This window comes from Methylobacterium pseudosasicola (genome assembly GCF_900114535.1).
Taxonomy (GTDB): Bacteria; Pseudomonadota; Alphaproteobacteria; order Rhizobiales; family Beijerinckiaceae; genus Methylobacterium; species Methylobacterium pseudosasicola.
This window is the reverse complement of record NZ_FOTK01000018.1, coordinates 56316-78591: the sequence shown is the minus strand read 5'-3', so window position 1 is coordinate 78591 and position 22276 is coordinate 56316. Positions and strand designations below refer to the sequence as shown.

Annotated in this window: 18 protein-coding genes; 6 read left to right on the top strand and 12 right to left on the bottom strand. The window is 69.1% G+C overall.

Annotation, left to right across the window (positions count from 1 at the left end; genetic code table 11):
- Positions 1–103 precede the first annotated feature (103 nt).
- The gene (locus BM228_RS17755; protein ID WP_092042744.1) at positions 104–1864 is read right to left on the bottom strand and encodes an ABC transporter ATP-binding protein; all 1761 of its coding nucleotides are present in this window, start codon (positions 1862–1864) and stop codon (positions 104–106) included.
- A gap of 112 nt (positions 1865–1976) precedes the next feature.
- Complete coding sequence (locus tag BM228_RS17750; RefSeq protein WP_092042802.1) at positions 1977–2492, bottom strand: Spy/CpxP family protein refolding chaperone; 516 nt, start codon at positions 2490–2492, stop codon at positions 1977–1979.
- 163 nt (positions 2493–2655) lie between these two features.
- Between BM228_RS17750 and BM228_RS17745 the strand changes: the two genes are divergently transcribed.
- From BM228_RS17745 to BM228_RS17730, 4 genes are all read left to right on the top strand, one after another.
- Complete coding sequence (locus BM228_RS17745) at positions 2656–3630, top strand: metal ABC transporter solute-binding protein, Zn/Mn family (RefSeq protein ID WP_244537187.1); 975 nt, start codon at positions 2656–2658, stop codon at positions 3628–3630.
- Positions 3631–3862: 232 nt separating this feature from the next.
- A complete protein-coding gene (locus tag BM228_RS17740) occupies positions 3863–5599 on the top strand; it encodes a heparinase II/III family protein (RefSeq protein WP_092042741.1) in 1737 nt (578 codons plus the stop codon).
- A gap of 68 nt (positions 5600–5667) precedes the next feature.
- On the top strand, positions 5668–7266 hold the full coding sequence (purH, locus tag BM228_RS17735; RefSeq protein ID WP_092042740.1) for a bifunctional phosphoribosylaminoimidazolecarboxamide formyltransferase/IMP cyclohydrolase: 1599 nt from the start codon (positions 5668–5670) through the stop codon (positions 7264–7266).
- 592 nt (positions 7267–7858) lie between these two features.
- Positions 7859–8113 (top strand): hypothetical protein, encoded by a 255-nt coding sequence (locus tag BM228_RS17730; protein WP_092042738.1) that lies wholly within the window; start codon positions 7859–7861, stop codon positions 8111–8113.
- Here the strand turns inward: BM228_RS17730 and BM228_RS34715 are convergent.
- The 6 genes from BM228_RS34715 to BM228_RS17705 form a co-directional block, all read right to left on the bottom strand.
- Complete coding sequence (locus tag BM228_RS34715) at positions 8105–8245, bottom strand: hypothetical protein (protein WP_167367760.1); 141 nt, start codon at positions 8243–8245, stop codon at positions 8105–8107. The genes BM228_RS17730 and BM228_RS34715 overlap by 9 nt on opposite strands.
- Positions 8246–8693: 448 nt before the next feature.
- Positions 8694–10376 (bottom strand): MFS transporter, encoded by a 1683-nt coding sequence (locus BM228_RS17725; protein ID WP_425284957.1) that lies wholly within the window; start codon positions 10374–10376, stop codon positions 8694–8696.
- 243 nt (positions 10377–10619) lie between these two features.
- A complete protein-coding gene (locus BM228_RS17720) occupies positions 10620–12302 on the bottom strand; it encodes a cation acetate symporter (RefSeq protein WP_092042735.1) in 1683 nt (560 codons plus the stop codon).
- Positions 12299–12673, bottom strand: coding sequence for a DUF485 domain-containing protein (locus BM228_RS17715; RefSeq protein WP_092042734.1), 375 nt, complete (start codon positions 12671–12673; stop codon positions 12299–12301). Before BM228_RS17715 ends, BM228_RS17720 begins: the two co-directional genes overlap by 4 nt.
- A 124-nt stretch (positions 12674–12797) precedes the next feature.
- Entirely contained in the window at positions 12798–14744 is a 1947-nt protein-coding gene (acs, locus tag BM228_RS17710; RefSeq protein WP_092042732.1) for an acetate--CoA ligase, read from the bottom strand.
- Positions 14745–15013: 269 nt separating this feature from the next.
- Positions 15014–17593, bottom strand: coding sequence for a PAS domain-containing protein (locus tag BM228_RS17705; protein ID WP_092042731.1), 2580 nt, complete (start codon positions 17591–17593; stop codon positions 15014–15016).
- A gap of 242 nt (positions 17594–17835) precedes the next feature.
- Between BM228_RS17705 and BM228_RS17700 the strand changes: the two genes are divergently transcribed.
- Positions 17836–18324, top strand: coding sequence for a phasin (locus BM228_RS17700; protein WP_092042729.1), 489 nt, complete (start codon positions 17836–17838; stop codon positions 18322–18324).
- Between the two features lie 134 nt (positions 18325–18458).
- On the top strand, positions 18459–18824 hold the full coding sequence (locus BM228_RS17695) for a hypothetical protein (protein ID WP_092042728.1): 366 nt from the start codon (positions 18459–18461) through the stop codon (positions 18822–18824).
- A gap of 69 nt (positions 18825–18893) precedes the next feature.
- Here the strand turns inward: BM228_RS17695 and BM228_RS17690 are convergent, their stop codons facing one another.
- The 4 genes from BM228_RS17690 to BM228_RS17675 form a co-directional block, all read right to left on the bottom strand.
- Positions 18894–19535 (bottom strand): L,D-transpeptidase, encoded by a 642-nt coding sequence (locus BM228_RS17690; RefSeq protein WP_092042726.1) that lies wholly within the window; start codon positions 19533–19535, stop codon positions 18894–18896.
- A 193-nt stretch (positions 19536–19728) separates the two neighbouring features.
- Positions 19729–20547 carry a transglutaminase-like domain-containing protein gene (locus BM228_RS17685; protein ID WP_092042801.1) on the bottom strand — a complete coding sequence of 273 codons (819 nt, stop codon included), beginning with the start codon at positions 20545–20547 and terminating at the stop codon, positions 19729–19731.
- A 65-nt stretch (positions 20548–20612) separates the two neighbouring features.
- Complete coding sequence (locus BM228_RS17680; RefSeq protein WP_092042725.1) at positions 20613–21542, bottom strand: transglutaminase family protein; 930 nt, start codon at positions 21540–21542, stop codon at positions 20613–20615.
- Positions 21543–21617: 75 nt separating this feature from the next.
- Complete coding sequence (locus BM228_RS17675) at positions 21618–22157, bottom strand: response regulator (protein WP_092042800.1); 540 nt, start codon at positions 22155–22157, stop codon at positions 21618–21620.
- Positions 22158–22276: the final 119 nt, after the last annotated feature.

Here is a 22276-nt window from a genome sequence, read left to right as displayed (position 1 = left end):
TAGACTCAAGCCCTTATGCCGCGCTCCGGCAAACGAATCTACGGAGCACGCGCATGCCTATGGTGTCGCTCATGCCTTGTCGGGCGCTTGCGCCGCCAGCGCCTCACGCGGCTGGTGCGGGATCCGACAGCTGCATCCGGTGCAGGCGGGCATAGGCGCCGCCGGCCGCGATCAGGTCGTCGTGCCGACCGGTCTCGATCACGCGGCCGGCTTCCATCACGGCGATCCGGTCCGCCTCCCGCACCGTCGAGAGGCGATGGGCGATCACCAGCGTGGTGCGACCGCGCATCAGCCGGGTGAGCGCCTCCTGGACCAGGCGCTCGGATTCGGAATCGAGGGCCGAGGTCGCCTCGTCGAGGAGCAGGATCGGCGCGTCCTTGAGAAACGCCCGGGCCAGGGCCACCCGCTGCCGCTCGCCCCCGGAGAGGCGGTTGCCGGCCGGTCCGACTCGGAACGCGTAGCCTTCGGGCAGGGCGGTGACGAAGTCGTGAGCTGCCGCGGCGCGAGCGGCCGCCTCGATCTCGGCCAGGCTCGCCCCCGGGCGGCCAAAGCCGATATTGGCCGCGATCGTATCGTCGAACAGAACCACCTCCTGCGAGACCACCGCGACGGCGGCGCGCAGCGAGGCCAGGGTCACGGCGCGCACGTCCTGCCCGTCGATGGTCACCCGGCCGGCGGTGACGTCGTAGAGCCGCGGCACGAGGTTCAGCAGCGAGGACTTTCCGGAGCCCGAGCGCCCGACGAGCGCGGTCGCGGCGCCGGCCGGAACGGTCAGGTCGATCCCCTCCAGGGCCGGCGCGTCCGGGCGGTAGCGGAATTGCACGCCCTCGAACCGGATCTCCCCGGCGGTGACCATGAGCGGCGTCGCATCGGGCGCCTCACGGATCTGTGGCGCCTCGTCCATCACGTCGAAGTAGCGCCGGAGCGCCGCTGCGGCCTCCTGCAGGATGGCGTTGAGGTTGCCCAGAGCCCGGGCCGGCTGCGCGGCGAGCAGCAGGGCCGCGACGTAGCCGGTGAAATCGCCCACCGTCCGCTCGCCGGCCAGCACCCGCTGCCCGACCAGGACCAGCACGCCCGCCACCGCGATGCCGCCGCCCACTTCCAGCAGCGGGTCGAGGCGCCCGCGGGCGTTGGCGGCCTTCATCTTGAGCCGGCGCACCTCGTCCAGCGCCTGGACCGCGCGGCCCTTGAGATAGCCCTCCATGGCGTAGGTCTTGGCGACCCGGGCGCCCTGCAGGCTCTCGGAGATCAGGCTGGCGGTGGCGCCCATCTGCTCCTGCGTGGTGGTCGAGACCCGCCGGAGTTTTTTTCCGATCCGCCCGATCGGGCCCGCCACGAACGGCACCGTCAGGCCGGCGACGAGCGTCAGCACCGGGTCCATCCAGATCAGCGCCGCGACCAGCCCGATCAGCATGGCGATGTCGCGCAGCAGCACGGTGGAGATGCGGGTCAGCGCCTCCTTGATGAAGGCGAAATCGGTGGTGAAGCGCTGGGTCAGCGCCGCCGGGCTCTCGCGGCCGAGCTGCGCCAGGTCGGATTCGATCAGGTGGCCGTAGAGCGCCGCCTGCATGTCGGCCTCGACCCGCGTGACGACCCGGTTGGTCAGCACCGTCTGGCCGTAGAGCGAGAAGCCGCGGAGCGCCGTGACCACGATCACCACCAGCGGCCCGTAGGCGATGGCCGCCGCATCCTTGTGGTCGAAGGCGTCGAAGGCGGCCTTGATCAGGGCCGGGTACAGCCCGGTCGAGCCGCCCACCAGCGCGATCAGCACCAGCACCACGGCGAGCGTCCCGCGATGGGGATAGAGCCAGGTGCGCCACAGGCGGACGAGGAGGGGGAAGGTGTCGCCGGGGAGGCGCGCCATGGAGCTTACCGGTTGGGTCCTGTCACCGGGCTCCCTGGGGCAGATTGCGCGGCGGCAGCGGTTTGCAGCCGCCGCCGCCGCGGATCAAGTTTTTTGCTTCCATGTCCCGCCGTCAGCGGTCGTCGCCACCGCGGCCGCGCTCGTCGTCGCGGCGGTGATGCCAGCCGCCGTGGCGATGGCCACCCATCGGGCGAGCCAGGATCATCGCGCGCCGCTTCTGGCCCTCGTCCAGGCTCGCGTAGAGAGGCTGCGAGGCGTCGGCGAGCTTGCGCAGGGCCTCACCCCGGGCGGTGGTGGCATCCGCCATGGCCCGCAGGGCCGCCGGCGCGTCGTCGGAAATCTTCGGACGGTCGCGCATCCCCTCGCGGCGCTGCTGGCGTAGCTTGACCATGTCGCGGATCGCGGCTTCCACCGGCGGCCACAGCTTCTCCTGGTCGGCATTGAGCTTCAGGCCGGCATGCAGGGCTGCGATGCGGGCATCCGCGAAGGCGGCCCGGTCTTCGGGGCTCAGGGCACTCCAATGCCCGCGGAAGCCCTCGGGTCCGCGGTCGCGCGCAGCCGCCGCGCCGACGACGCCCAGGCCGAGGGCGCCGGTGACGAGCATGGCGGCTCCCAAACGTCGGGACATAGCACTCTCCATCTCACGCTCGGCCGCCGCAACGACCGCGCGGCGACCCACGCTCCGCATCACGCGCCGGCCGTGTATCCCGCTTGTGTATGTAACATTGTTACACTACAGGCTCCGTGGCTCCGTTGGATTGGGGGGACGACAGGTGCGCGGGACGATTCGCTTGGTGTGGCTCGCAGGCCTCGTCCTGGGGCTCGGCCTCTCCCTCTCGGCCCGGGCGGCGCCGGACGGCGAAAAGATCCGCGCCGTGGCGAGTTTCTCGATCCTGGGCGATCTCGTGCGCGTCGTCGGCGGCGCGCACGTGGCGGTGACCACCCTGGTCGGCCCGGATTCGGACGCGCACGGCTTCAGCCCGTCCCCGGCCGACGCCAAGAAACTCGCCGAGGCCGATATCGTGTTCGTCAACGGCCTCGGGCTGGAGGGCTGGCTCGACCGGCTGATCCGGGCCTCGGGCACCCGCGTGCCGGTCGTGGTCGCCTCGACGGGCGTGAAGCCGATCGCCGCCATCGACGATCATGCCCAAGCCGGCGGCAGCCATGATCATGCCGGCGGCGGCCATAGTCAGGCCGGCGGCAGCCATGATCAGGCCGGCGGCGGCCATGCCGACGCGGTCGATCCGCATGCCTGGCAGAATGTCGCCAACGTCCGGATCTACGTCGCCAATATCCGCGACGGCCTGGCCAAGGTCGACCCGGCCCATGCCGACGCCTACCGGGCGGCAGCCGACGCCTACACGGTGCAGCTCGACGCCCTCGAACAAGCCGTGCGCCAGGCGGTGGAGCGGATTCCTCCCCAGAACCGCCGGATCATCACCAGCCACGACGCGTTCGGCTACTTCTCCGCCGCCTACGGCCTGCGCTTCCTCGCGCCTCAGGGCGTGTCCACCGACAGCGAGGCCAGCCCGCGGGACGTTGCGGCGATCATCCAGCAGATCCGCCGGGACAAGGTGCCGGCGGTGTTCCTGGAGAACATCAGCGATCCGCGCCAGATGGAGCAGATCGCCCGCGAGAGCGGCGCCCGGATCGGCGGCAAGGTCTATTCCGACGCCCTGTCGGGACCGGCCGGGCCGGCCGCGACCTATCTCGACATGATGCGCTCGAACCTGCGGGCGTTCGACGCGGCGCTCGCCCCGGGCTGAGACACGAAAACCCACCAGATCCCACAGCCGAAATCCTCACGCCGGCTCAACCGGAGCGTGCGCGATCCCGCATTCTTTCCCGCCGCGGGAATGACATAGCGTAAACCGCCGGTTAAGAGGCCGCCTCTACCCTGAACGAAACGGGTGCCAGCCGATCCTCGTACCCGGGGGCTCGGGCCCTTGGGGCCTGGCGAGATCGCGTGGCTCGGAGATCGCGTGGCTGGGATATCGCGTGGCTTGGGGGCCTGACCGCTGGCGCTTCTATCGGCTCGTGGCGCGCGAGACCGCGCGGACCTTCCGCGCCGTCGGCGCCAGCCTCACCGCCCCACCCGACATCCTGGCGCGGATGCGCGTGACCGGGCTGGTGATCGCGCCGCAGGACCTGCGCACGTCCGACGCGACATTTGCCGACGACATCTATGCCGGCCTGTTCGTCTTCGCCGGGCGCTCGCTGGCGGCGAGCGGCGGCTCGCCCTTCGACTATGCCCCGCCCTCGCCGGAATGGGCCGATGAGCTCTACGGCTTCGGCTGGCTGCGCCATCTGCGCGCCGCCGACACGGCGTTGGCCCGGGCCAATGCCCGCGCCTTCGTGGCCGATTTTATCGCCGGCCGGGGCGACCCGGCTTTGGCCCGCCATACCCCGGTGGCGGCGCGGCGGCTGATCTCGTTCCTGTGCCAGTCGCCCCTCGTGCTCGAGGGCGCCGATCACGGCTTCTACCAAAACTTCCTGAAGGCCATCGCCCGCAACGCCCAGCAGCTGGAGCGCGATTTGCGGCGGGGCGTGCCGCCGCAATGGCGCCTGAACGCCGCCGTGGCGCTCTGCTATGCCGGCCTGTGCTGCGACGGCATCCAGCCGATCCTGCGCCGGGCCACCCGGATCCTGTCGCGCGAGCTCGACCGGCAGATCCTCACCGATGGTGGCCACCGCTCCCGCGATCCGCGCTTCGCCATGGAGTTGCTGCTCGACCTGCTGCCCCTGCGCCAGAGTTATCTCAGCCGCAGCGTCGAGCCCCCGGCCGCTTTGCTGCGGGCGGTGGACCGGATGCTGCCGCTGCTGCGGCTGCTGCGCCACCCCGACGCCTCGCTCAGCCACTTCAACGGCATGGGCGCCACCGACGCGGACCATCTCGCCACGCTCTTGGTCTATGACGGCGCGCTCGCCCGCCCGATGATGCACGCGCCGAATTCCGGTTACGAGCGCATGGAAGGCGGCCGGGTCATCGTGGTCGCCGATGTCGGCAAGAGCCCACCGCTGCCCTACTCGCTCAATGCCGGCGCGGGCTGCCTCGCCTTCGAGATGTCGAGCGGGCCGCAGCGCATCGTGGTCAATTGCGGGCTGCCGGCCAGCGGACCGGACCTGCGCCTGCTCGCCCGGTCCACGCCGGCCCATTCCACCGCGAGCGTCGCCGATTCCTCTTCCTGCCGGTTCCTCACCGCCACCGGCTGGTGGGGCGAGCGCCTGGTGGCCGAATGGCTGATCCGGCGGCGCGGCGCCGTGGTCCTGCGCGGCCCCGCTTCGGTCGCGGCCGAGCGGGTGGAGGAGGCCGACGGAACCGTGCTCGCGGCCCGGCACGACGGCTACGCACCGGAATTCGGCATCGTCCACGAGCGGCGCTGGCAGCTCTCCGCCGCCGATGCGCGGCTCGAAGGCCGCGACGCCTTCCTACGCCAGGGCAAGGGCCGGGTGCGCGGCCACGACGTGGCGATCCGCTTCCATCTGCATCCCGGCATCGCGGTGCGCGGCGTCCCCGACGGGCTCGAACTCGCCTCGGCGCTCGGCGAGATCTGGATGTTCCGGGCGGAGGGCGCCGAGATCGCCATCGAGGAGAGCGTGTACTTTTCCGGGCTTACGGGGCCGCGCCGCACCGACCAGATCGTGCTGCATTTGCGCGTCTCCGACGATGTCGAGGTGCGCTGGAGCTTCGCGCGCCTGGCCTCGGCGCCGATGCGGGGTGCGACAGCGGCCTGATCCCGGCTGGCCCCGCGCCCCGGTTCCATGCTACCGCGCGCCGAAATCTCAAGGTTCGGCAAGCAGCTATGGCGCACGATCAGGTGCGGGTCTCCCGCGCGCTCCTCTCGGTCTCGGACAAGACCGGCCTCGTCGACTTCGCCCGGGCGCTCGACGCCCGGGGCATCGCTCTGGTCTCGACGGGCGGGACCCACCGCGCCCTGCAGGAGGCGGGCCTCCCGGTCACCGAGGTCGCCGACCTGACTGGCTTCCCCGAGATGATGGACGGGCGGGTGAAGACCCTGCACCCGGCGGTGCATGGCGGCCTGCTCGCGATCCGCGACAACCCCGAGCACCAAGCCGCGCTCGCCGCCCACGGCATCGGGGCGATCGACCTGCTGGTGGTGAATCTCTACCCGTTCGAGGCGACCATCGCGGCCGACAAGCCGGAGGCGGATTGCATCGAGAACATCGATGTCGGTGGGCCAGCGATGATTCGCGCGGCGGCCAAGAATCACGCCGACGTCGCCGTCGTGACCGACGTCTCGGACTACGCCACGGTGCTGGCGGCACTGGAGCAGAACAACGGCGCCCTGGGCGGTGACCTGCGTCGGCAGCTCGCGCAGAAGGCCTTCGCCCGCACGGCCGCCTACGATTCGGCCATCGCCAACTGGATGGCGGTCCAGTTCGGCACCGAGGCGCCGGGCCAATTTCGCGCCTTCGGCGGCACGCTGGCGCAGAGCCTGCGCTACGGCGAGAACCCGCACCAATCCGCCGCCTTCTACCGGGCGCCCGGCAAAGTGCGGGCCGGGGTGGCGACCGCGCGCCAGCTCCAGGGCAAGGAGCTGTCCTACAACAACTTCAACGACACGGACGCCGCCTACGAATGCGTCGCCGAGTTCGACCCCAGCCGCGCCGCCGCGGTGGCGATCATCAAGCACGCCAATCCCTGCGGCGTGTCCGAGGGCGCGAGCCTGCTGGAAGCCTACGAGCGGGCGCTTGCCTGCGACCCGACCTCGGCCTTCGGCGGCATCGTCGCGCTGAACCGGACGCTGGATGCCGAGGCCGCGCGCAAGATCGTCGAGATCTTCACAGAGGTCATCATCGCCCCGGACGCTACCCCCGAGGCCGCCGCCATCGTGGCCGCCAAGAAGAACCTGCGCCTTCTGCTCGCCGGCAGCCTGCCCGACCCGCGGGCGCCCGGCGAGACCGTGCGTACCCTGTCCGGCGGCCTGCTGATCCAGGGTCGCGATGCGGTCGTGGTCGACGACATGCCGCTGAAGGTCGTGACCAAGCGCGCCCCGAGCGAGGCCGAATCTGCCGATCTCCGCTTCGCCTACCGGGTCGCCAAGCACGTGAAGTCGAATGCCATCGTGTACGCCAAGGGCGGCGCCACGGTGGGGATCGGCGCCGGGCAGATGTCCCGGGTCGATTCCTCCCGCATCGCGGCCTGGAAGGCCGCCGAGGGCGCCAAGCGCCTCGGCCTCGCCGAGAGCCTCGCGGTGGGCTCCGTGGTGGCGTCGGACGCGTTCTTCCCCTTCGCGGACGGCCTGCTGGCCGCGGCCGAGGCCGGCGCTACGGCGGTGATCCAGCCGGGCGGCTCGATGCGCGACGCAGAGGTGATCGCGGCCGCCGACGAGGCGGGTCTGGCGATGGTGTTTACCGGCCACCGCCACTTCCGGCACTGACGCCAGAGCGCCGTAGGCGAAACCCGGATCCCGAGGGGCCGCCGACAGTGCGCGGTCTTGATCGACCTGCGCATCTGGATCTTTTGCTCAGCTGTGCGGCCCCGGGATGACGAGGCGGATGAGCGGGCCTCCGTGCCGGCCTTCAGGCCCTTGGGAGCGCGTCATCTCCGTATGCGGTGGCCTCGGCCGCGCAGCCGAGGGCCGGCACCGCGTTAACGTTGTGCCGAAAAACGCGTGATCGGGCGCAGTGTCGAAAATGCCCACCGCACGAGCCTTCGCCGCGTGGCTCTAGCATTATCGTCGATGAACGGACTGGCGGATCAAAAGTCTTGCAGCATCGATTTTGCAAAACCAAATGATGAATAGCCAAACGTCTCGCATTTTAAGCGAAATCGCTCGGATATGTGTGGGGGTTGATATTTCTTTCCCTGCGCGGCATGAAAAATTCGCGGTTCGATGGAACTTTGTCCCCGGATCGCGCGATCTGTTTGTAGATCGCGTATGCGGTGCCCGTGACATAGGGCTTCGGAGCCCCTCTGGAGGGGAAGTTGTTCGGTTAGGTGCGCCGGACAACCTTGAGCCAGGTGACGCGATGTTACTCGCTGCAGTGCTGTTCGGCGTCGGGTTGGTGATCGGCTGGTTCTACACCATGCTGATCATCGTCGCGACTTCGGCCCTGATCCTGGTCGGGGCGCTGCTTCTCTTCGCCTTCGGCCCGGGACTCGACATGCTCCATGGGCTGATTGTACTGGGCTACCTCACCGCCCACCAGTCCGGATATCTGCTGGGTGCGTATTGCGGCGGTCATTACGAGGACAAGCGCAACCGGCAGTCGCCGCTACCATAGCCAGACCGGGCGGCCGGCGACGGTGTAGATCAATATCCAGACCGTAGTCATTGCTGCGTTGGCGCCAATAACCAGAGAAAGCGGCGGCTTGCTGCCGGCCTTCCGACGAAATTGGGTCATGACGTCGTTCACGCTTGATATCCTGTCCTGCCTGTAAATCGTCTCGAAGACGATCGAAGGCCGCCGTGGGTTCCGTGAAAACTGATTTTTGATCGACAACAAGTGGTTGTCGGAATACAACCTAGAAGTCAGTAACGCGTGGTTGCAGGGCCGCCCGTACCACTGGGCGGGCAATAATGATAGCCTGTTTGCGCCGGAATTACGCGGGAATGTCAATCTCTAGCGCTTCGTCGCTACACACTGACGCGGGGCCACCTCTCGGGCGACACGACATGAGTACCGCTGTTGTCGGGGTCTATGCGTGATGAAGCGCACCCGCGACTGGAATGCCGCACGATCGTCGCGGGCGCGGCGAAGCCGTCTGGAGACAGGCAGCGATTCGGGAAGCGGGCCCTGAAACGCAGAACACCCGGACCGCGCGGGCGGCCCGGGTGTCGTCAGGCGAGCGGTGCGAGGGCGATCAGGTATCGGCGAAGATATCGCGATCCTTCGTCTCGGGCACGAAGATCACCCCGATGACCACCGTCGCGACCGCGATCACGATCGGGTACCAGAGGCCGTAATAGATGTCCCCGGTCTGGGCCACCATGGCGAAGGCTGTGGCCGGCAGCAGGCCGCCGAACCAGCCGTTGCCGATATGGTAGGGCAGGGACATCGAGGTGTAGCGGATCCGGGTCGGGAACAGCTCCACCAGCATTGCGGCGATCGGGCCGTAGACCATCGTCACGAAGACGATGAGGACGAACAGCAGGCCGATCACCTGGGCGACTTGCGGCCGGAAGACGTCAAACGGGTTCGCCATCTTGACGATCCCGGGATCCCCGGCCTTCGGGTAGCCCGCCGCCTGGAGCGACGCGGTCACGGCCTTGTTGGCCTCGGCTCCGCCGCCCTGCGGATAGGGGATCTCGGTGTCGTTCACCCGGATCACGGTGGGCTGGCCGGCCGCGCCGGGCGCGGTGTCGTACTTCACCGACGACTTCGACAGGAAGTCGCGGGCGAGGTCGCAGGGGGCCGTGAACACCCGTGTGCCGACCGGGTTGAACAGGGTTCCGCAAGCGGCCGGGTCGGCCGTGACCGTGACCTTCACGGTCTCGATCGCGGCCTGGAGCTTCGGGTTGGCGGTGGCGGTGATGCCCTTGAAGATCGGGAAGAACGTCGCCGCCGCGATGGCGCAGCCTGCCAGGATGATGACCTTGCGGCCGATCTTGTCCGACAGCCAGCCGAACAGCACGAACAGGCCCGTGCCGAGCAGCAGCGACCACGCGATCAGCAGGTTGGCGGTGTAGCCGTCGACCTTCAGGATCGATTGCAGGAAGAACAGCGCGTAGAACTGGCCCGTGTACCAGACCACCCCCTGGCCGGCGACGAGGCCGAACAGGGCGATCACCGCGAACTTGGCGTTCTTCCACTCGCCGAACGCCTCCGTGAGCGGCGCCTTCGAGGTCTTGCCGTCTTCCTTCATCTTCTGGAAGGCCGGGGATTCCGAGAGTTGCAGCCGGATCCACACGGAGATGCCGAGCAGCAACACCGAGACCAGGAACGGGATCCGCCAGCCCCATTCGGCGAAGGCCGCCTCGCCGGTGAAGGTCCGGGTCGCCAGGATCACCAGCAGCGACAGGAACAGGCCCAGCGTCGCCGTGGTCTGGATCCAGCTCGTGTAGAACCCACGCCTTCCGTTGGGGGCGTGCTCGGCCACGTAGGTTGCTGCGCCGCCATACTCGCCGCCGAGCGCCAGGCCTTGGGCCAGCCGCAGCACGATCAGGATGATCGGCGCCGCGATGCCGATCGAAGCGGCGTTGGGCAGGATGCCGACGATGAAGGTCGACAGGCCCATGATCAGGATCGTGACCAGGAATGTGTACTTGCGCCCGACGAGGTCGCCGATGCGGCCGAACACCAGGGCGCCGAACGGCCTGACGATGAAGCCCGCCGCGAAGGCCAGCAACGCGAAGATGTCCCGGGTGGCCGGCGGGTAGGCGGAGAAGAACTGAGCGCCGATGATCGCCGCGAGCGAGCCGTAGAGATAGAAATCGTACCACTCGAACACGGTGCCGAGCGACGAGGCGAAGATCACTCGCTTCTCCGCCGAACTCATCGGTCTCGCGGCGTCTCCCGCCCGCGGGATCGCAGTTGCCACAGCCATGACCCGGTCCCTCCAAGACAACGCGTGCGCGGCCGATGGCCTCGGCCGTCGATCTTTGAGCTGCCCGCCTTGCAAGGCGCGCAGATCACGTATGCGTGACTGTAAGGAACCTGTCGGTCAATCCGCAATGTGGAGATGGAGCGGGTCATCAACATGGCGGCTTGCGGAGAATGTCCGGTCGCCAAAAACGACGAAGGGCGCGGCTCGCGCCGCGCCCCCCGGTTCTTACAATCGGCCTCAGGCTCAGTGGGCGTGCGCGCCCACTGCGCCGATGCCGGTCTCGGAGCGCACGAACTGCGCCTCGAAGGCAGCGCGCTCGCGTTGCGCCCTGCGCGAATTGTCGAGGCTCGACACGGCCCAGATCGTCACGAAAGCCAGCGGCATCGAGAACAGCGCCGGGTTGTCGTAGGGGAAGATCGCCGCGGCATTGCCGAACGTCACCACCCAGACGGCCTTCGAGAGCACCACCATCCCGACCGCCGAGATCAGCCCGACGAGGCCGCCCGCGAGCGCCCCCCAGGTGGTCGTGCCGCGCCACAGGATCGACATGGCCAGCACCGGGAAGTTGCAGCTCGCCGCCACCGCGAAGGCCAGGCCGACCATGAAGGCGACGTTCTGGTTCTCGAACACGTAGCCGAGGTAGATCGCCACGATTCCGATCACCACCGCCGAGAGCTTCGACAGGTTGACCTCGTGCTTCTCGGTGGTGCGCCCGCGGGCGATCACCTGGGCGTAGAGGTCGTGGCTGACCGCCGAGGCGCCGGCGAGCGTCAGGCCGGCCACCACCGCCAGGATGGTCGCGAAGGCCACCGCCGAGATGAACCCAAGGAAGTACGGGCCACCGACCGCGTTGGCGAGGTTGACGGCGACCATGTTGGTCCCGCCGATCATGTCCTTCAGCTTGTCGAAGGTCCCGGCCGCGCCGAGCTTGAAGTAGCTTGGATCCGACATCAGCAGGGCGATGCCGCCGAAACCGATGATGAAGGTCAGGATGTAGAAGTAGCCGATCAGGCCGGTGGCGTAGAACACCGACTTGCGCGCGGCCTGGGCGTCCGAGACCGTGAAGAACCGCATCAGGATATGCGGCAAGCCGGCGGTGCCGAACATCAGGCCGACGCCGAGCGAGATCGCCTCGATCGGGTTCGAGACCAGGCCGCCGGGCGCCATGATGGCGTCGCCCTTCGGGTGGACCTGCACCGAGGCCGCGAACAGGGTCTCCGGGTTGAAGCCGTACTTCAGCAGCACCGCGCCGGCCATGAAGGTCGCGCCGCCCAGGAGCAGACAGGCCTTGATCACCTGGACCCAGGTGGTCGCCTTCATGCCGCCGAAGGCGACGTAGACGATCATCAGCACGCCGACGATGATCACCGCGTAGAGGTAGGGCAGGCCGAACAGCAGCTGGATCAGCTTACCGGCGCCGACCATCTGGGCGATCAGGTAGAACGCCACCACCACCAGGGTGCCCACCGCCGAGATGATGCGGATCGAGGTCTGGTCAAGGCGGAAGCTCGCCACGTCCGCGAAGGTGAACTTGCCGAGGTTGCGCAGCCGCTCGGCGATCAGGAACAGCACGATCGGCCAGCCGACCAGGAAGCCGGTGGAGTAGATCAGCCCGTCGAAGCCCGACGTGTAGACCAGGCCCGAAATGCCCAGGAACGAGGCGGCCGACATGTAGTCGCCGGCGATCGCAAGCGCGTTGGTCCCGGCCGAGATGCCGCCGCCCGCGGCGTAGAAGTCGGCGGCCGACTTGGTGCCCTTGGCGGCCTTGTAGGTGATGCCCAACGTCAGCACCACGAAGAACAGGAACATGCCGATGGCCGGCCAGTTCGTGGCGCTCTGCTGGATGGCGCCGAGGTCGGGGCCGGCGGCATAGGCCGCGTCGGCCGCGATGGTGGCCAGGACGAGGCCGAGGAGAAGGCGGTTCATTGGCCGACGCTCCGCTTCAGGGCGTCGCTCAGCGCGTCGAACCGGGTGTTGGCCCGGGCCACGTAGATGCCGGTGAGCGCGAAGGCGAACAGGATCACGAACACGCCCATGAACAGCCCGAGCGAAGCGGTGCCGCCGCCGACCTTCACGGCCATGAGCGACTTGTCGAAGGCGATCAGGCCGATGAAGCCGAAATAGACCACCAACATCAGGATCGTCAGGATCAAGCCGAACCGGGTGCGCTCGGCGACGAGCTGCTGGAATTCCGGGGTGCGGACGATCCGGTCGATCTGCGGATCGACGGCCGCGCCGGCGGCGCGGGATGAGGGGGGCGCCGTGCCCCCGCGTAGGCCGAGTGTCGAGCCGCTCATGGCGTGTTCCTCCCGCGAAGGCGCTCCGGCCTTCCGGTTTTTCTTGAGACCAAGTTTCGTGGTTCTTGTTGGGGGCGGGCGCCGCAGAGGCGCCCGCCTCGTCGTGTCGTCGCGGCCGGACCGATCAGGGCCGGTTCTGCCGGTTCTCGATCAGGTCGTCGACCACCGCCGGCTCGGCGAGGGTCGAGGTGTCGCCCAGCGAGCCGAAATCGTCCTCGGCGATCTTGCGCAGGATGCGGCGCATGATCTTGCCGGAGCGGGTCTTGGGCAGGCCGGGGGCGAACTGGATCAGGTCCGGCGAGGCGATCGGCCCGATATCCTTGCGGACCCAGGTCACGAGTTCCTTGCGCAGGGCGTCGTCGCCTTCCTCGCCGTCGTTGAGGGTGACGTAGGCGTAGATGCCCTGGCCCTTCACGTTGTGCGGGTAGCCGACCACCGCGGCCTCGGCGACCTTCGGGTGGGCGACCAGCGAGGATTCGACCTCCGCGGTGCCCATCCGGTGGCCCGAGACGTTGATCACGTCGTCGACCCGGCCGGTGATCCAGTAATAGCCGTCCGCGTCGCGGCGGGCGCCGTCACCGGTGAAGTACTTGCCCGGATAGGTCGAGAAGTAGGTCTGCTCGAACCGCTCGTGGTCGCCGTAGACCGTGCGCATCTGCCCGGGCCAGGAATCGGCGATGCAGAGGTTGCCCTCGCAGGGGCCCTGCAAGACCTTGCCCTCGGCATCGACCATCTCGGGCGTCACGCCGAAGAACGGCCGGGTGGCCGAGCCGGGTTTGAGTGCCGTGGCGCCCGGGAGCGGCGTGATCAGGATGCCGCCGGTCTCGGTCTGCCACCACGTGTCGACGATCGAGCAGCGCTGCTCGCCGACGACGTTGTAGTACCATTCCCAGGCTTCCGGGTTGATCGGCTCGCCCACCGAGCCGAGCACGCGCAGCGACTGGCGCGAGGTTTTCTTCACCGGCCCCTCGCCGCCGCCCATCAGCGAGCGGATCGCGGTCGGGGCGGTGTAGAAGATGTTGACCTTGTGCTTGTCGACCACCTCCCAGAACCGCGAGGTCGACGGGTAGGTCGGGATGCCCTCGAACATCAGCGTGGTCGCACCGTTCGCGAGCGGCCCGTACACGATGTAGCTGTGTCCCGTGACCCAGCCGACATCGGCCGTGCACCAGTACACGTCGCCCTCGCGGTAATCGAAGACGTATTGGTGGGTCATCGACGCGTAGACCAGGTAGCCGCCGGTGGTGTGCACCACGCCCTTCGGCTGGCCGGTGGAGCCCGAGGTGTAGAGGATGAACAGCGGGTGTTCGGCCTCCACGGCCTCGGCGGGGCAATGGTCGGTCACCTGCTCGGCGGCCTCGTCGTAGTAGACGTCGCGGCCCGGCTCCATAGCAACGCTGCCGCCGGTGCGGCGCACGACGATCACGTGCTCCACGAGATCGCTGCCGAGCCGCTTGATCGCCTCGTCGACATTGGCCTTCAGCGGCACCTTGCGGCCGCCGCGCAGGCCCTCGTCGGCGGTGATCACCACCTTGGAGGTGCAGCCCTGGATGCGCGAGGCCAAGGAATCCGGCGAGAAGCCGCCGAACACGATGGCGTGGATCGCGCCGAGCCGCGCGCAGGCCAGCATCGCGTAGGCCGCCTCCGGGATCATCGGCATGTAGAGCGTGACGCGATCGCCCTTGCTGACGCCGCGATTGCGCAGGACGTTGGCCATCCGGCAGACCTGCGCGTGCAGTTCCCGGTAGGTGATGTGCTTGGACTCGTCCGGGTTGTCGCCTTCCCAGATGATCGCGGTCTGGTCGCCGCGGGTCTCCAGGTGCCGGTCGATGCAATTGTAGGCGACGTTGGTCTTGCCGTCCTCGAACCACTTGATCGAGACCTGGCCGGGCGCAAAGCTGGTATTCTTGACCTTGGTGAACGGCGTCATCCAGTCGATGCGCTTGCCGTGCTCACCCCAGAAGGCGTCCGGATCGGACACCGACGCCTCGTACATCGCGCGATACTGGGCGTCGTCCACGTGAGCACCCTCACGCCACGCAGCCTGAACTTCGACGACCTTGCCTTCCATGGCATTCCATCCCTGCTTGGTGCCCGATCGTATCGCGGCATCGGCCGCGCAGCCAGGACTTCCAAAGTAACGTAGCCGACATCGTACGATGACGATATCGTCGCCGGCCCTCTTGAGCCGGGTCATGAGACCCGGAACTCAATTGGGCGCAATGTAAGGCTTGCTTGGAGCCCGGCCGATGCGCTGTCAAGCGGAGTACGACGGCTGAAACGTCAGCGGCAGCCGGCTGTTTCCGAATACTTGAGGACAGCGCCGATCGCGCCCGGTTTTCACCCGTTCGCGGCCCGGCGCGTCGGCATGATGATCTCCACAAGCGTGCCGTCCTCGGGGCGTGCCGAGAGCTGAAGGCGCCCGCCATTGGCCTCGACCAGGGCGCGGGGCAGGGCGAGCCCGTCCTCGACATCCCCGGCAGGGTTGGGCGCGGCCTGGGTCGCGCCGGCGCCCGTATCCCGCACCCGCAACGCCACCGCGGCGCTCTCCGTGGAACCGGTCGAGACGATGACCTGGCCGCCGGCCACGGAGCGCCGGATCGCATGCTCGATGACGAGACACGCCGCGCGGCTCACCGAGCGCTCGTCGGCCTCCAGATCGTCGAGCCCGGTGGAGAAGCTCGTACGCACCACGATCCGGCCCCGGGCGGCCTCCCCCTGCAGCTGGGCGACGCAGCCCGCCACGACGTCGTTGAGCGCGATCCGGCGCGGATCGAGCCGCAGGGCGCCGGCCTCCACGGTTGCGAGGTCCAGAAGCTCGCCGACCCGCTCCAGTATCAGCGCGCCCGAGGTCTTGATCTGGGCGAGGCAGCCGCGATAGCGCACGTCCCCCAGCGGGCCGAACGGCTCCTTCAGCATCGCGTCGGCCAGCTCGACCATGCCGGTGAGCGGACCCCGGAAGGCGCGGTCCAGCCGAACCAGGGCCCCGTCGAGGCCCGAGGCGGGGGGCGCAGCCGGCTCAGCGCTGGGCGGGGCTTCGGGCGGCGCGGCATTCAGCACGGCGACCCGGCGCCCGTCCTCCCGGGCCGGCGAGACGCCGATGGTCAGCGCCCGTCCGGCCACCGAGACCGCACGCGGCTCCTTGGCCGCGCCGCGCAGGGCATCGGCCACCGCCAGCACGCTCTCCCGGTCGAACAGGGCGACGAGGCTGCCGCCGACGATCTCCCGGGGATCGCAGCCGAACAGCTCGGCGGCGGCGCGGTTCAGCGCCACGATCCGGCCGGCGCCGTCGAGGGTCAGGACCCCGGCCTCCAGCGCGTCGAGGGCGGCTTCGGCGGCGGCGGTCCGCTCGGCCTGGGCCTCGCGGGCCAGGCGCTCGGCGGTCAGCGCGGCTGCCGGGTCGGCCTCGTCCAGGGGGCGCAGGACCAGGCAGGTCGCCGGTCGACCCTCCCAGGTACCGGCGCCGCCCATCACCTCGACCGCCCGGGCGCTGCCGTCTGCGGTCTCGATGGCGGTGCGGCGCGCGGCCGGATCGGGCGCGTCCGGCTGGGGCAGGCCGCGGAACAGCCGGTCGAGGCCGGCCTTGGCCAGCGCCGGAATGTCGGCATAGCCGGTGACGTCGAGGAGCGCTTGGTTCGCCGCCAGGATCGCGCCGTCGCGATGCACCAGCGTCGGCAGGGGCAGGGCGGCGAGGAATGCAGCATCCCGCGACGCGGTGGCCTCCCGGGCCTCCGGGGTGCCGGGATGCGTGCCGGGAAACGGCATGACTGCGCCACCCTCGGGCCGCAGCGCGGGCGTCCCCGCCGAGGCGTCGTCGCCGGCATAGCGGGCGCCGAGCGCCCGGGCGATCTCCCGGAACGCGGCGTGCTCATCGTTCGAGAGCGAGGGCTCGGCCGCCGGCCGCTCGAGGATCGGGGCCGGGGGCTTCGGCTCGGATGTCAGCGGCGTGGTTTCTGGAGTGCTCGCTGCCGGGAAAAATTCCGGTTCGACGAGCTGGGGGGCTTCGGCCTGGGCTTCCAGAGCCGGCTCTAGTTGCTCCGCTACTGGTTCCGGCAGCACTTCAGCGACCGGCGTAGGCTCCGGAACCGTATTCGGGATCGCAGCCGTCTCGACCGCCTTAACCGGCTCCGGCGCCGCGATGATCGGCACGCTGCGCACCAGCCCAAAGCCCCCGAAGCCGGAGAAGGCTGCATCCCCCCGGCCCAAAGGTGCGCCGGACAATTCCACCTGGAACGGACCATGTCCGAGATCGAGGCAGGCCGGTTCGGCGCGAAACGTGCTCCGGTCGCGCAGGGCCGCGAACATTCCGTCGGCACCGGTGATTCGGCCGGTCTCGGCCAGATCCTGCCAGCGCTGGCCGACCAGGCCGGCCAAGCCCTCGGAACCGCTCAGCGTCGTCAGCGCACCGGAGGCATCGCTGCGCCACAGGAAGCGGTCGCCCTTGTGTAAGGCCGGCACCGGCACCGGCGCGGCGGCGGGCACAGGCTCACGTGCCGGCTCCTCCGGCGCGACGGCGGCGGCCGGCCGGGCGCGCGGCAGCTTCACCGGCGTCGTCGCCACCACCAGAAAAACCGGCCGGCCGTCGTCGCGCGCACCGCAGGCCACCAGGCAGAGCGTGGGCGGGGCGATCCGCCTCGCATCGAGCGACAGGCGGGCGAGCCGGGGTGCGGCATCCTGGGGATTGGCCCGGGCGACCTGTCGGGCCACGGCCTGCAGGTCGGCGCTCGCCAATCCGGCGCAGACGGCGTGTCCGGCCGGCGAAGCGAGCAGGACCCGCCCGTCGTCGGCATCGATCACGAACGACACCGTGCCCGCATCCGCCAGGGCGGCGGCGAGGCTCGGCAGGCGCTCCCAGGCCGCGAACGCGGCAGCCAGCGGGGCCTCGTCTGCCCCGGCGGTCGATGTCAGTGTCGTCTGCAAAGCCCGCGACCTCGAACCCACACGCGATCCCTCATCCCCGGCCCGCTTTGCCTGAGAAACACGCGCCACCGTACCCCTATTGTAAAGGCAGCTGCGTTGCGACGCTGGACTCTTGCGCCAACCGTCACACGTTTACGTCATGTCAACCTTAATGACTGCGGCGCGGGTGGCATATGGCGGCGAATCAGTTATTGTGCAGTGCACAAGGCGCCATCAACAGCCGAATATGAGAGGAGACGAGCATGAGCACCCCCCCGAACTATGAAGTCCCGACCGAGATGCGTGATTTCGCCGAGAAGAGCGTCGAGCAGGCCCGCAAGGCGTTCGACAGCTTCATCGGTGCCGCCCGCCGGACCGCCGACACGGTCCAGGGTTCGGCCGAGGTCGCCCGTACCAACGCGCAGGACGTCTCCTCCCGCGGCTTCGAATATGCCGAGCAGAACGTGAACGCCGCGTTCGACTTGGCGCAGAAGCTCGTCCGCTCGCGCGACGTCCAGGAGGCGATGCAGCACCAGGCCGAGTTCGTGCGCAGCCAGTTCGCCGCCATCCAGGCGCAGGCGAAGGAGTTCAGCGGCATCGCCCAGAGCGCGCTGCAGCAGGGCGCCGAGCGCGCGAAATCGGCTCTCCAGCAGAGCACCGAAGAGGCTCGCAAGGCCATGGAGCAGGGCCAGGATGCCGCCCGGCAGACGGCCCAGAACGCTCAGGACGCCGCCGAGCGCTCGACGCACTGACGTCTCCGTCCCGCGGATCTCAAGCTGCGGCCCGCTTCCGGTTTTCGGAGGCGGGTCGTCTCGTTTTCGCCGGTATTGCCGTCGAAGTCGCGAGCGCACGGGTGATGAGTTTGCGTCGCGCGAAAGGATCAGGAATGCGCCTCTCCAGACATGGCCGCTCCGGGCTGCGGGCCCCGTTCCGGCTCACCGTCGCCGCGCTGGCGCTCGCCGCCGCGCTTCCGGGTTCGGCGGCGTTCGCCCAGTATGGCGGCGGATATGGCGGCCCGCCGCCCGGCTACGACGATCCGGCTTACGAAGGCGGCTACCGCCCGGCGCCGCGCCGCCGGGAGCGCCAGCCCGTCGGCTACAATTGCGACGCCATCCAGCAGGGCCTCACCGGCCCAAAACCCTTCGCCTGCCCCCTGCCGGGTCCGCGCCCCCTCGGCGTGCGCTGCTTCTGCGATCTCCCGATCGCCTCGTTCAGCCCGCCGCAGACCGCAGTCGGTCACGTGGTGCCCTGATCGGCGCAGACATGACGGCGCCGCGCCGCCCGGCGAGGGCGACGCGGCGTAGACCTCGAACAGAGAGGCTCAGTTCAGCACGACGACCTTGGCGCCGACCTTCACACGCTCGTAGAGATCGGTGACGTCGTCATTGGTCATGCGGATGCAGCCGGAGGAGACCGCCTGGCCGATCGTGTCCGGCTCGTTGGAGCCGTGGATGCGGTACTCGGTGTTGCCGATATACATGGCGCGGGCGCCGAGCGGGTTCTCGATGCCGCCGGCCATGTAGCGCGGCAGGTCGGGACGGCGGGCGATCATGGCCTTCGGGGGCGTCCAGGACGGCCACTCACGCTTGGCGGTCACCTTGTTGACGCCGCTCCAGCTGAAGCCCGGACGGCCTACACCGACGCCGTAGCGGATGGCCTCGCCGTTGCCCATCACGAAGTACAGACGGCGCTCGGCGGTGGAGACCACGATCGTGCCCGGCGCGTAGGGGGCGTTGAACGCCACGATCTCGCGGGGGATCGGCTGGACCTGGGCCTGCGGCGCGTCCTGCACGCCCTGGCCGAAGCCCGGGGTGCCCTGATAGCCGTACTGGCCCGGATCCGAATAATACTCTTCGGCGCCGTTCGCGCCGAACGGGTCGTAGGCGGGCGCTGCCAGCGCCGGGGCGGCGGCAAGAACAGTTGCGGCGAGGAGCGCCGCGAGCGCGGTGGCCGAGGTCTTCATGGGGTGCCTGCCTGTGCGATAACCTTTGCTATTACAAGCGTGAGCATAGGTTGGCAGTTCCACGCCCCGAAGAAGATTTTGACTGGCGCTGGAATACGTAAGCGGGTTTGTGCGTGCCCTGCGCCGAGGGCCCGGTTCTGCATCGGCGTCGCGCGAAAACTGGTTACCATCTTCGGCGATCGCGCCTGCCCGGTCAGTCGACCTCGTCGGTATGGACGTCGAAGCGCGCCAGGTGGGCGTAGCCGAAATTGGTCGAGATCGCGCAATCGGTGGCGTCGCGGCCCCGGGCCATGACGATCCGGCCGATCCGCTGGCGATTGTGCCGTGCATCGAACGTGTACCAGCGCGGGCCGTAGGGACCCTGGAGATAGACCTCGAACCAGGCGGAGAAATCCATGGGCGCCGGGTCCTTCGGGACGCCGATATCGCCGAGATAGCCGGTGGCGTAGCGGGCCGGGATGTTCATGCACCGGCAGAAGGCCACCGCGAGATGCGCGAAGTCCCGGCAGACGCCCTCGCGCTGCATGAAGCCGTCATGGGCGGTGCGGGTAGCGTCTGCGCGCTGGTAGTCGAAGCGGATGCGCTCGTGGGTGTAGCCGACGATCGCCTGCACCCGCGCCCAACCCTCCGGCGTGCCCCCGAACAGCGACCAAGCGGTCTGCGAGAGCTTGTCGGTGTCGCAGTAGCGGGAACCCAGCAGGTAGACCATCACGTCGTCGGGCAGGTCCTGGACCGGGATCTGCTGGGCATCAGGGGCGTACTCGTCGAGCAGGCCGGAATCCTGGATCGTAAAATCGGCCGAGATGGTCAGCAGGCCCGGCGGCGCGACGATCCGGTGGCAGACATTGTCGTACACGTCCCGGTACTCGTGCGCCGGGATCCACGGATCGAAATTGATCGTCTGCGGGGTCAGCAGGTCGGGCATCCGCGACGGGTGGACGCTCAGCATCAGGATCATGGGCGTCGGCTGGGTGAGGCTGAACGCGATGTCGTATCCGGTCCTGATCTTCATCACGGCCACCTGTGTCCTCTCGCCCCGGCGGGTCGCCCCGCATTGCGCAGTCCGGATTTGGGATTTCAACGCGCCAAGAGTGGTGGACGAGCCTGAAACCCGCGTATTTGTGCCTCTTCGTCAGGCAGTTCGATCACGTCGACATCCACCCGCATGCCGAGGTCGTCGCTGGCCAGCCCGAAGAAGGAGCCGTGCAGAGGCACGGCCTGTGCCGGATCGCGGGTCACCGCCACGCGGATGAGGTCGCGGTTGCCGACGATGCCGTTGGTCGGGTCGAATTCGATCCATCCGGCGCCGGGCAGGTAGACCTGCAGCCAGGCATGGGTCGAGCCGCCGCCGACATGGCGAGCGCGGTCGTTGCGCGGGTTGTACAAGTATCCGGAGACGAACCGGGCGGCCATGCCGAGCGCCCGGACCGCCTCCATCATCAGCACCGCAAAATCCCGGCACGAGCCGCGCTTGCTCCGCAGGGTGGTCAGCGGGTCCTGCACGCCCTTCTCGGAGCGGGCGAGGTAAGTGAAGTTCGCCCGCACGCTGCGGGTCATGTCGGCCAGCAGCTCCTGCGTCGGGATCCGCCCCTGGCCCGGGATGAAGCTGCGCGCCCAGGCATCGACCTCATGGCGCGGGTCGGGCCATTGCCGCTCGATCGACCGGGCGAGGTCGGGCATGTCCTCGGCGCCGTAGCCGAACGGGTAATGCGTCGCGTGCGGCGCCAGCGGGAAGACCGGGGCGTGCTCGGGGGTGTGGTCGAGGGTGATGCCGCATTCGAAGGTCAGGGTCTCGGCGCGGGTGCCGAAGGTCGCCACCGCGACGCAATTGCCGAACACGTCGAACATCCACCGGAGCGAAGCGGGCTCGGGGGTTATCTCCAGCGACGCCTCGATCAGGCGCTGATCGTAGCTGTCCCGGGGCCGGAACATGATCCGGTGCTCGCCGAAGGCGACCGGACGCCGGTACCGGTAGACCGTGCGGTGACGGACGGACAGGATCGGCAAAGACAGGGGCTCCGGGCTCGCGCCGATATGGCGGCGGTCAATGCAAGGGCCGGGCCCGACGCCGCTTGCGCCGCTTCAGGTGACGGGCGGCGCCGGATCGGTGGTCGCCCGTTCGGCCTCGACCAGCACGTCGAGGGGCCGCCAGGGCTTGGCGATGAACACCGCTTCGCGGGGCAGGTCCGGCCGGCGGATGCCGTGGCCCGAGGTGATCACCAGCCGGGCCCGGGGCCACAAGGTCGCCACTGCCCGGGCGAGCTGCAGCCCGTCCATGGCGCCGGCGAGCCGGACATCGGCGAAGACCAGGGCCACGTCGCCGCCCCGTGCCTGGAGCACGGTCAGCGCCGCTTCGGCGCTGTCGCAGCCGACCACGTCGAGCTCGGTCTCTTCCAGCAGGGTTTCGGCCAACGCGCGGATCTCGGGATCGTCCTCGACCACCAGGGCGAGGCGCGGCACTGGGCCGTCGGCTACGAGGGGGGGCGGCTCGTGCGGCGCGGTGGCCTCGGCATCGGTTTGCCGGACCCGGCGGACCAGGGCGGCCAAATGCTCCGGCACGCCCTCTGATACCAAATCGTCATAGATCGAGGCGAGCGTCTGACCGATCTGGTCGAGCGGGATGCTGCTCGGCGAGAGCGTATCAGTGAGCGGCGTGGCCGCGCTCGACAGAGGCTTTCTCAAGAACGCCCTCCGAAAGTCTCCGGTTCACGCCGCACGCTAACGCGGCGCTTAGGGACGAA

Coding starts and splice junctions, on each gene's coding strand:
- BM228_RS17685 (WP_092042801.1), bottom strand. CDS start 20,547: ATGAAGATCAGGACCGGATACGACATCGCGTTCAGCCTCACCCAGCCG.
- acs (WP_092042732.1), bottom strand. CDS start 14,744: ATGGAAGGCAAGGTCGTCGAAGTTCAGGCTGCGTGGCGTGAGGGTGCT.
- BM228_RS17695 (WP_092042728.1), top strand. CDS start 18,459: ATGCGCCTCTCCAGACATGGCCGCTCCGGGCTGCGGGCCCCGTTCCGG.
- BM228_RS17750 (WP_092042802.1), bottom strand. CDS start 2,492: ATGTCCCGACGTTTGGGAGCCGCCATGCTCGTCACCGGCGCCCTCGGC.
- purH (WP_092042740.1), top strand. CDS start 5,668: ATGGCGCACGATCAGGTGCGGGTCTCCCGCGCGCTCCTCTCGGTCTCG.
- BM228_RS17720 (WP_092042735.1), bottom strand. CDS start 12,302: ATGAACCGCCTTCTCCTCGGCCTCGTCCTGGCCACCATCGCGGCCGAC.
- BM228_RS17755 (WP_092042744.1), bottom strand. CDS start 1,864: ATGGCGCGCCTCCCCGGCGACACCTTCCCCCTCCTCGTCCGCCTGTGG.
- BM228_RS17700 (WP_092042729.1), top strand. CDS start 17,836: ATGAGCACCCCCCCGAACTATGAAGTCCCGACCGAGATGCGTGATTTC.
- BM228_RS17725 (WP_425284957.1), bottom strand. CDS start 10,376: ATGGCTGTGGCAACTGCGATCCCGCGGGCGGGAGACGCCGCGAGACCG.
- BM228_RS17730 (WP_092042738.1), top strand. CDS start 7,859: ATGTTACTCGCTGCAGTGCTGTTCGGCGTCGGGTTGGTGATCGGCTGG.
- BM228_RS17690 (WP_092042726.1), bottom strand. CDS start 19,535: ATGAAGACCTCGGCCACCGCGCTCGCGGCGCTCCTCGCCGCAACTGTT.
- BM228_RS17715 (WP_092042734.1), bottom strand. CDS start 12,673: ATGAGCGGCTCGACACTCGGCCTACGCGGGGGCACGGCGCCCCCCTCA.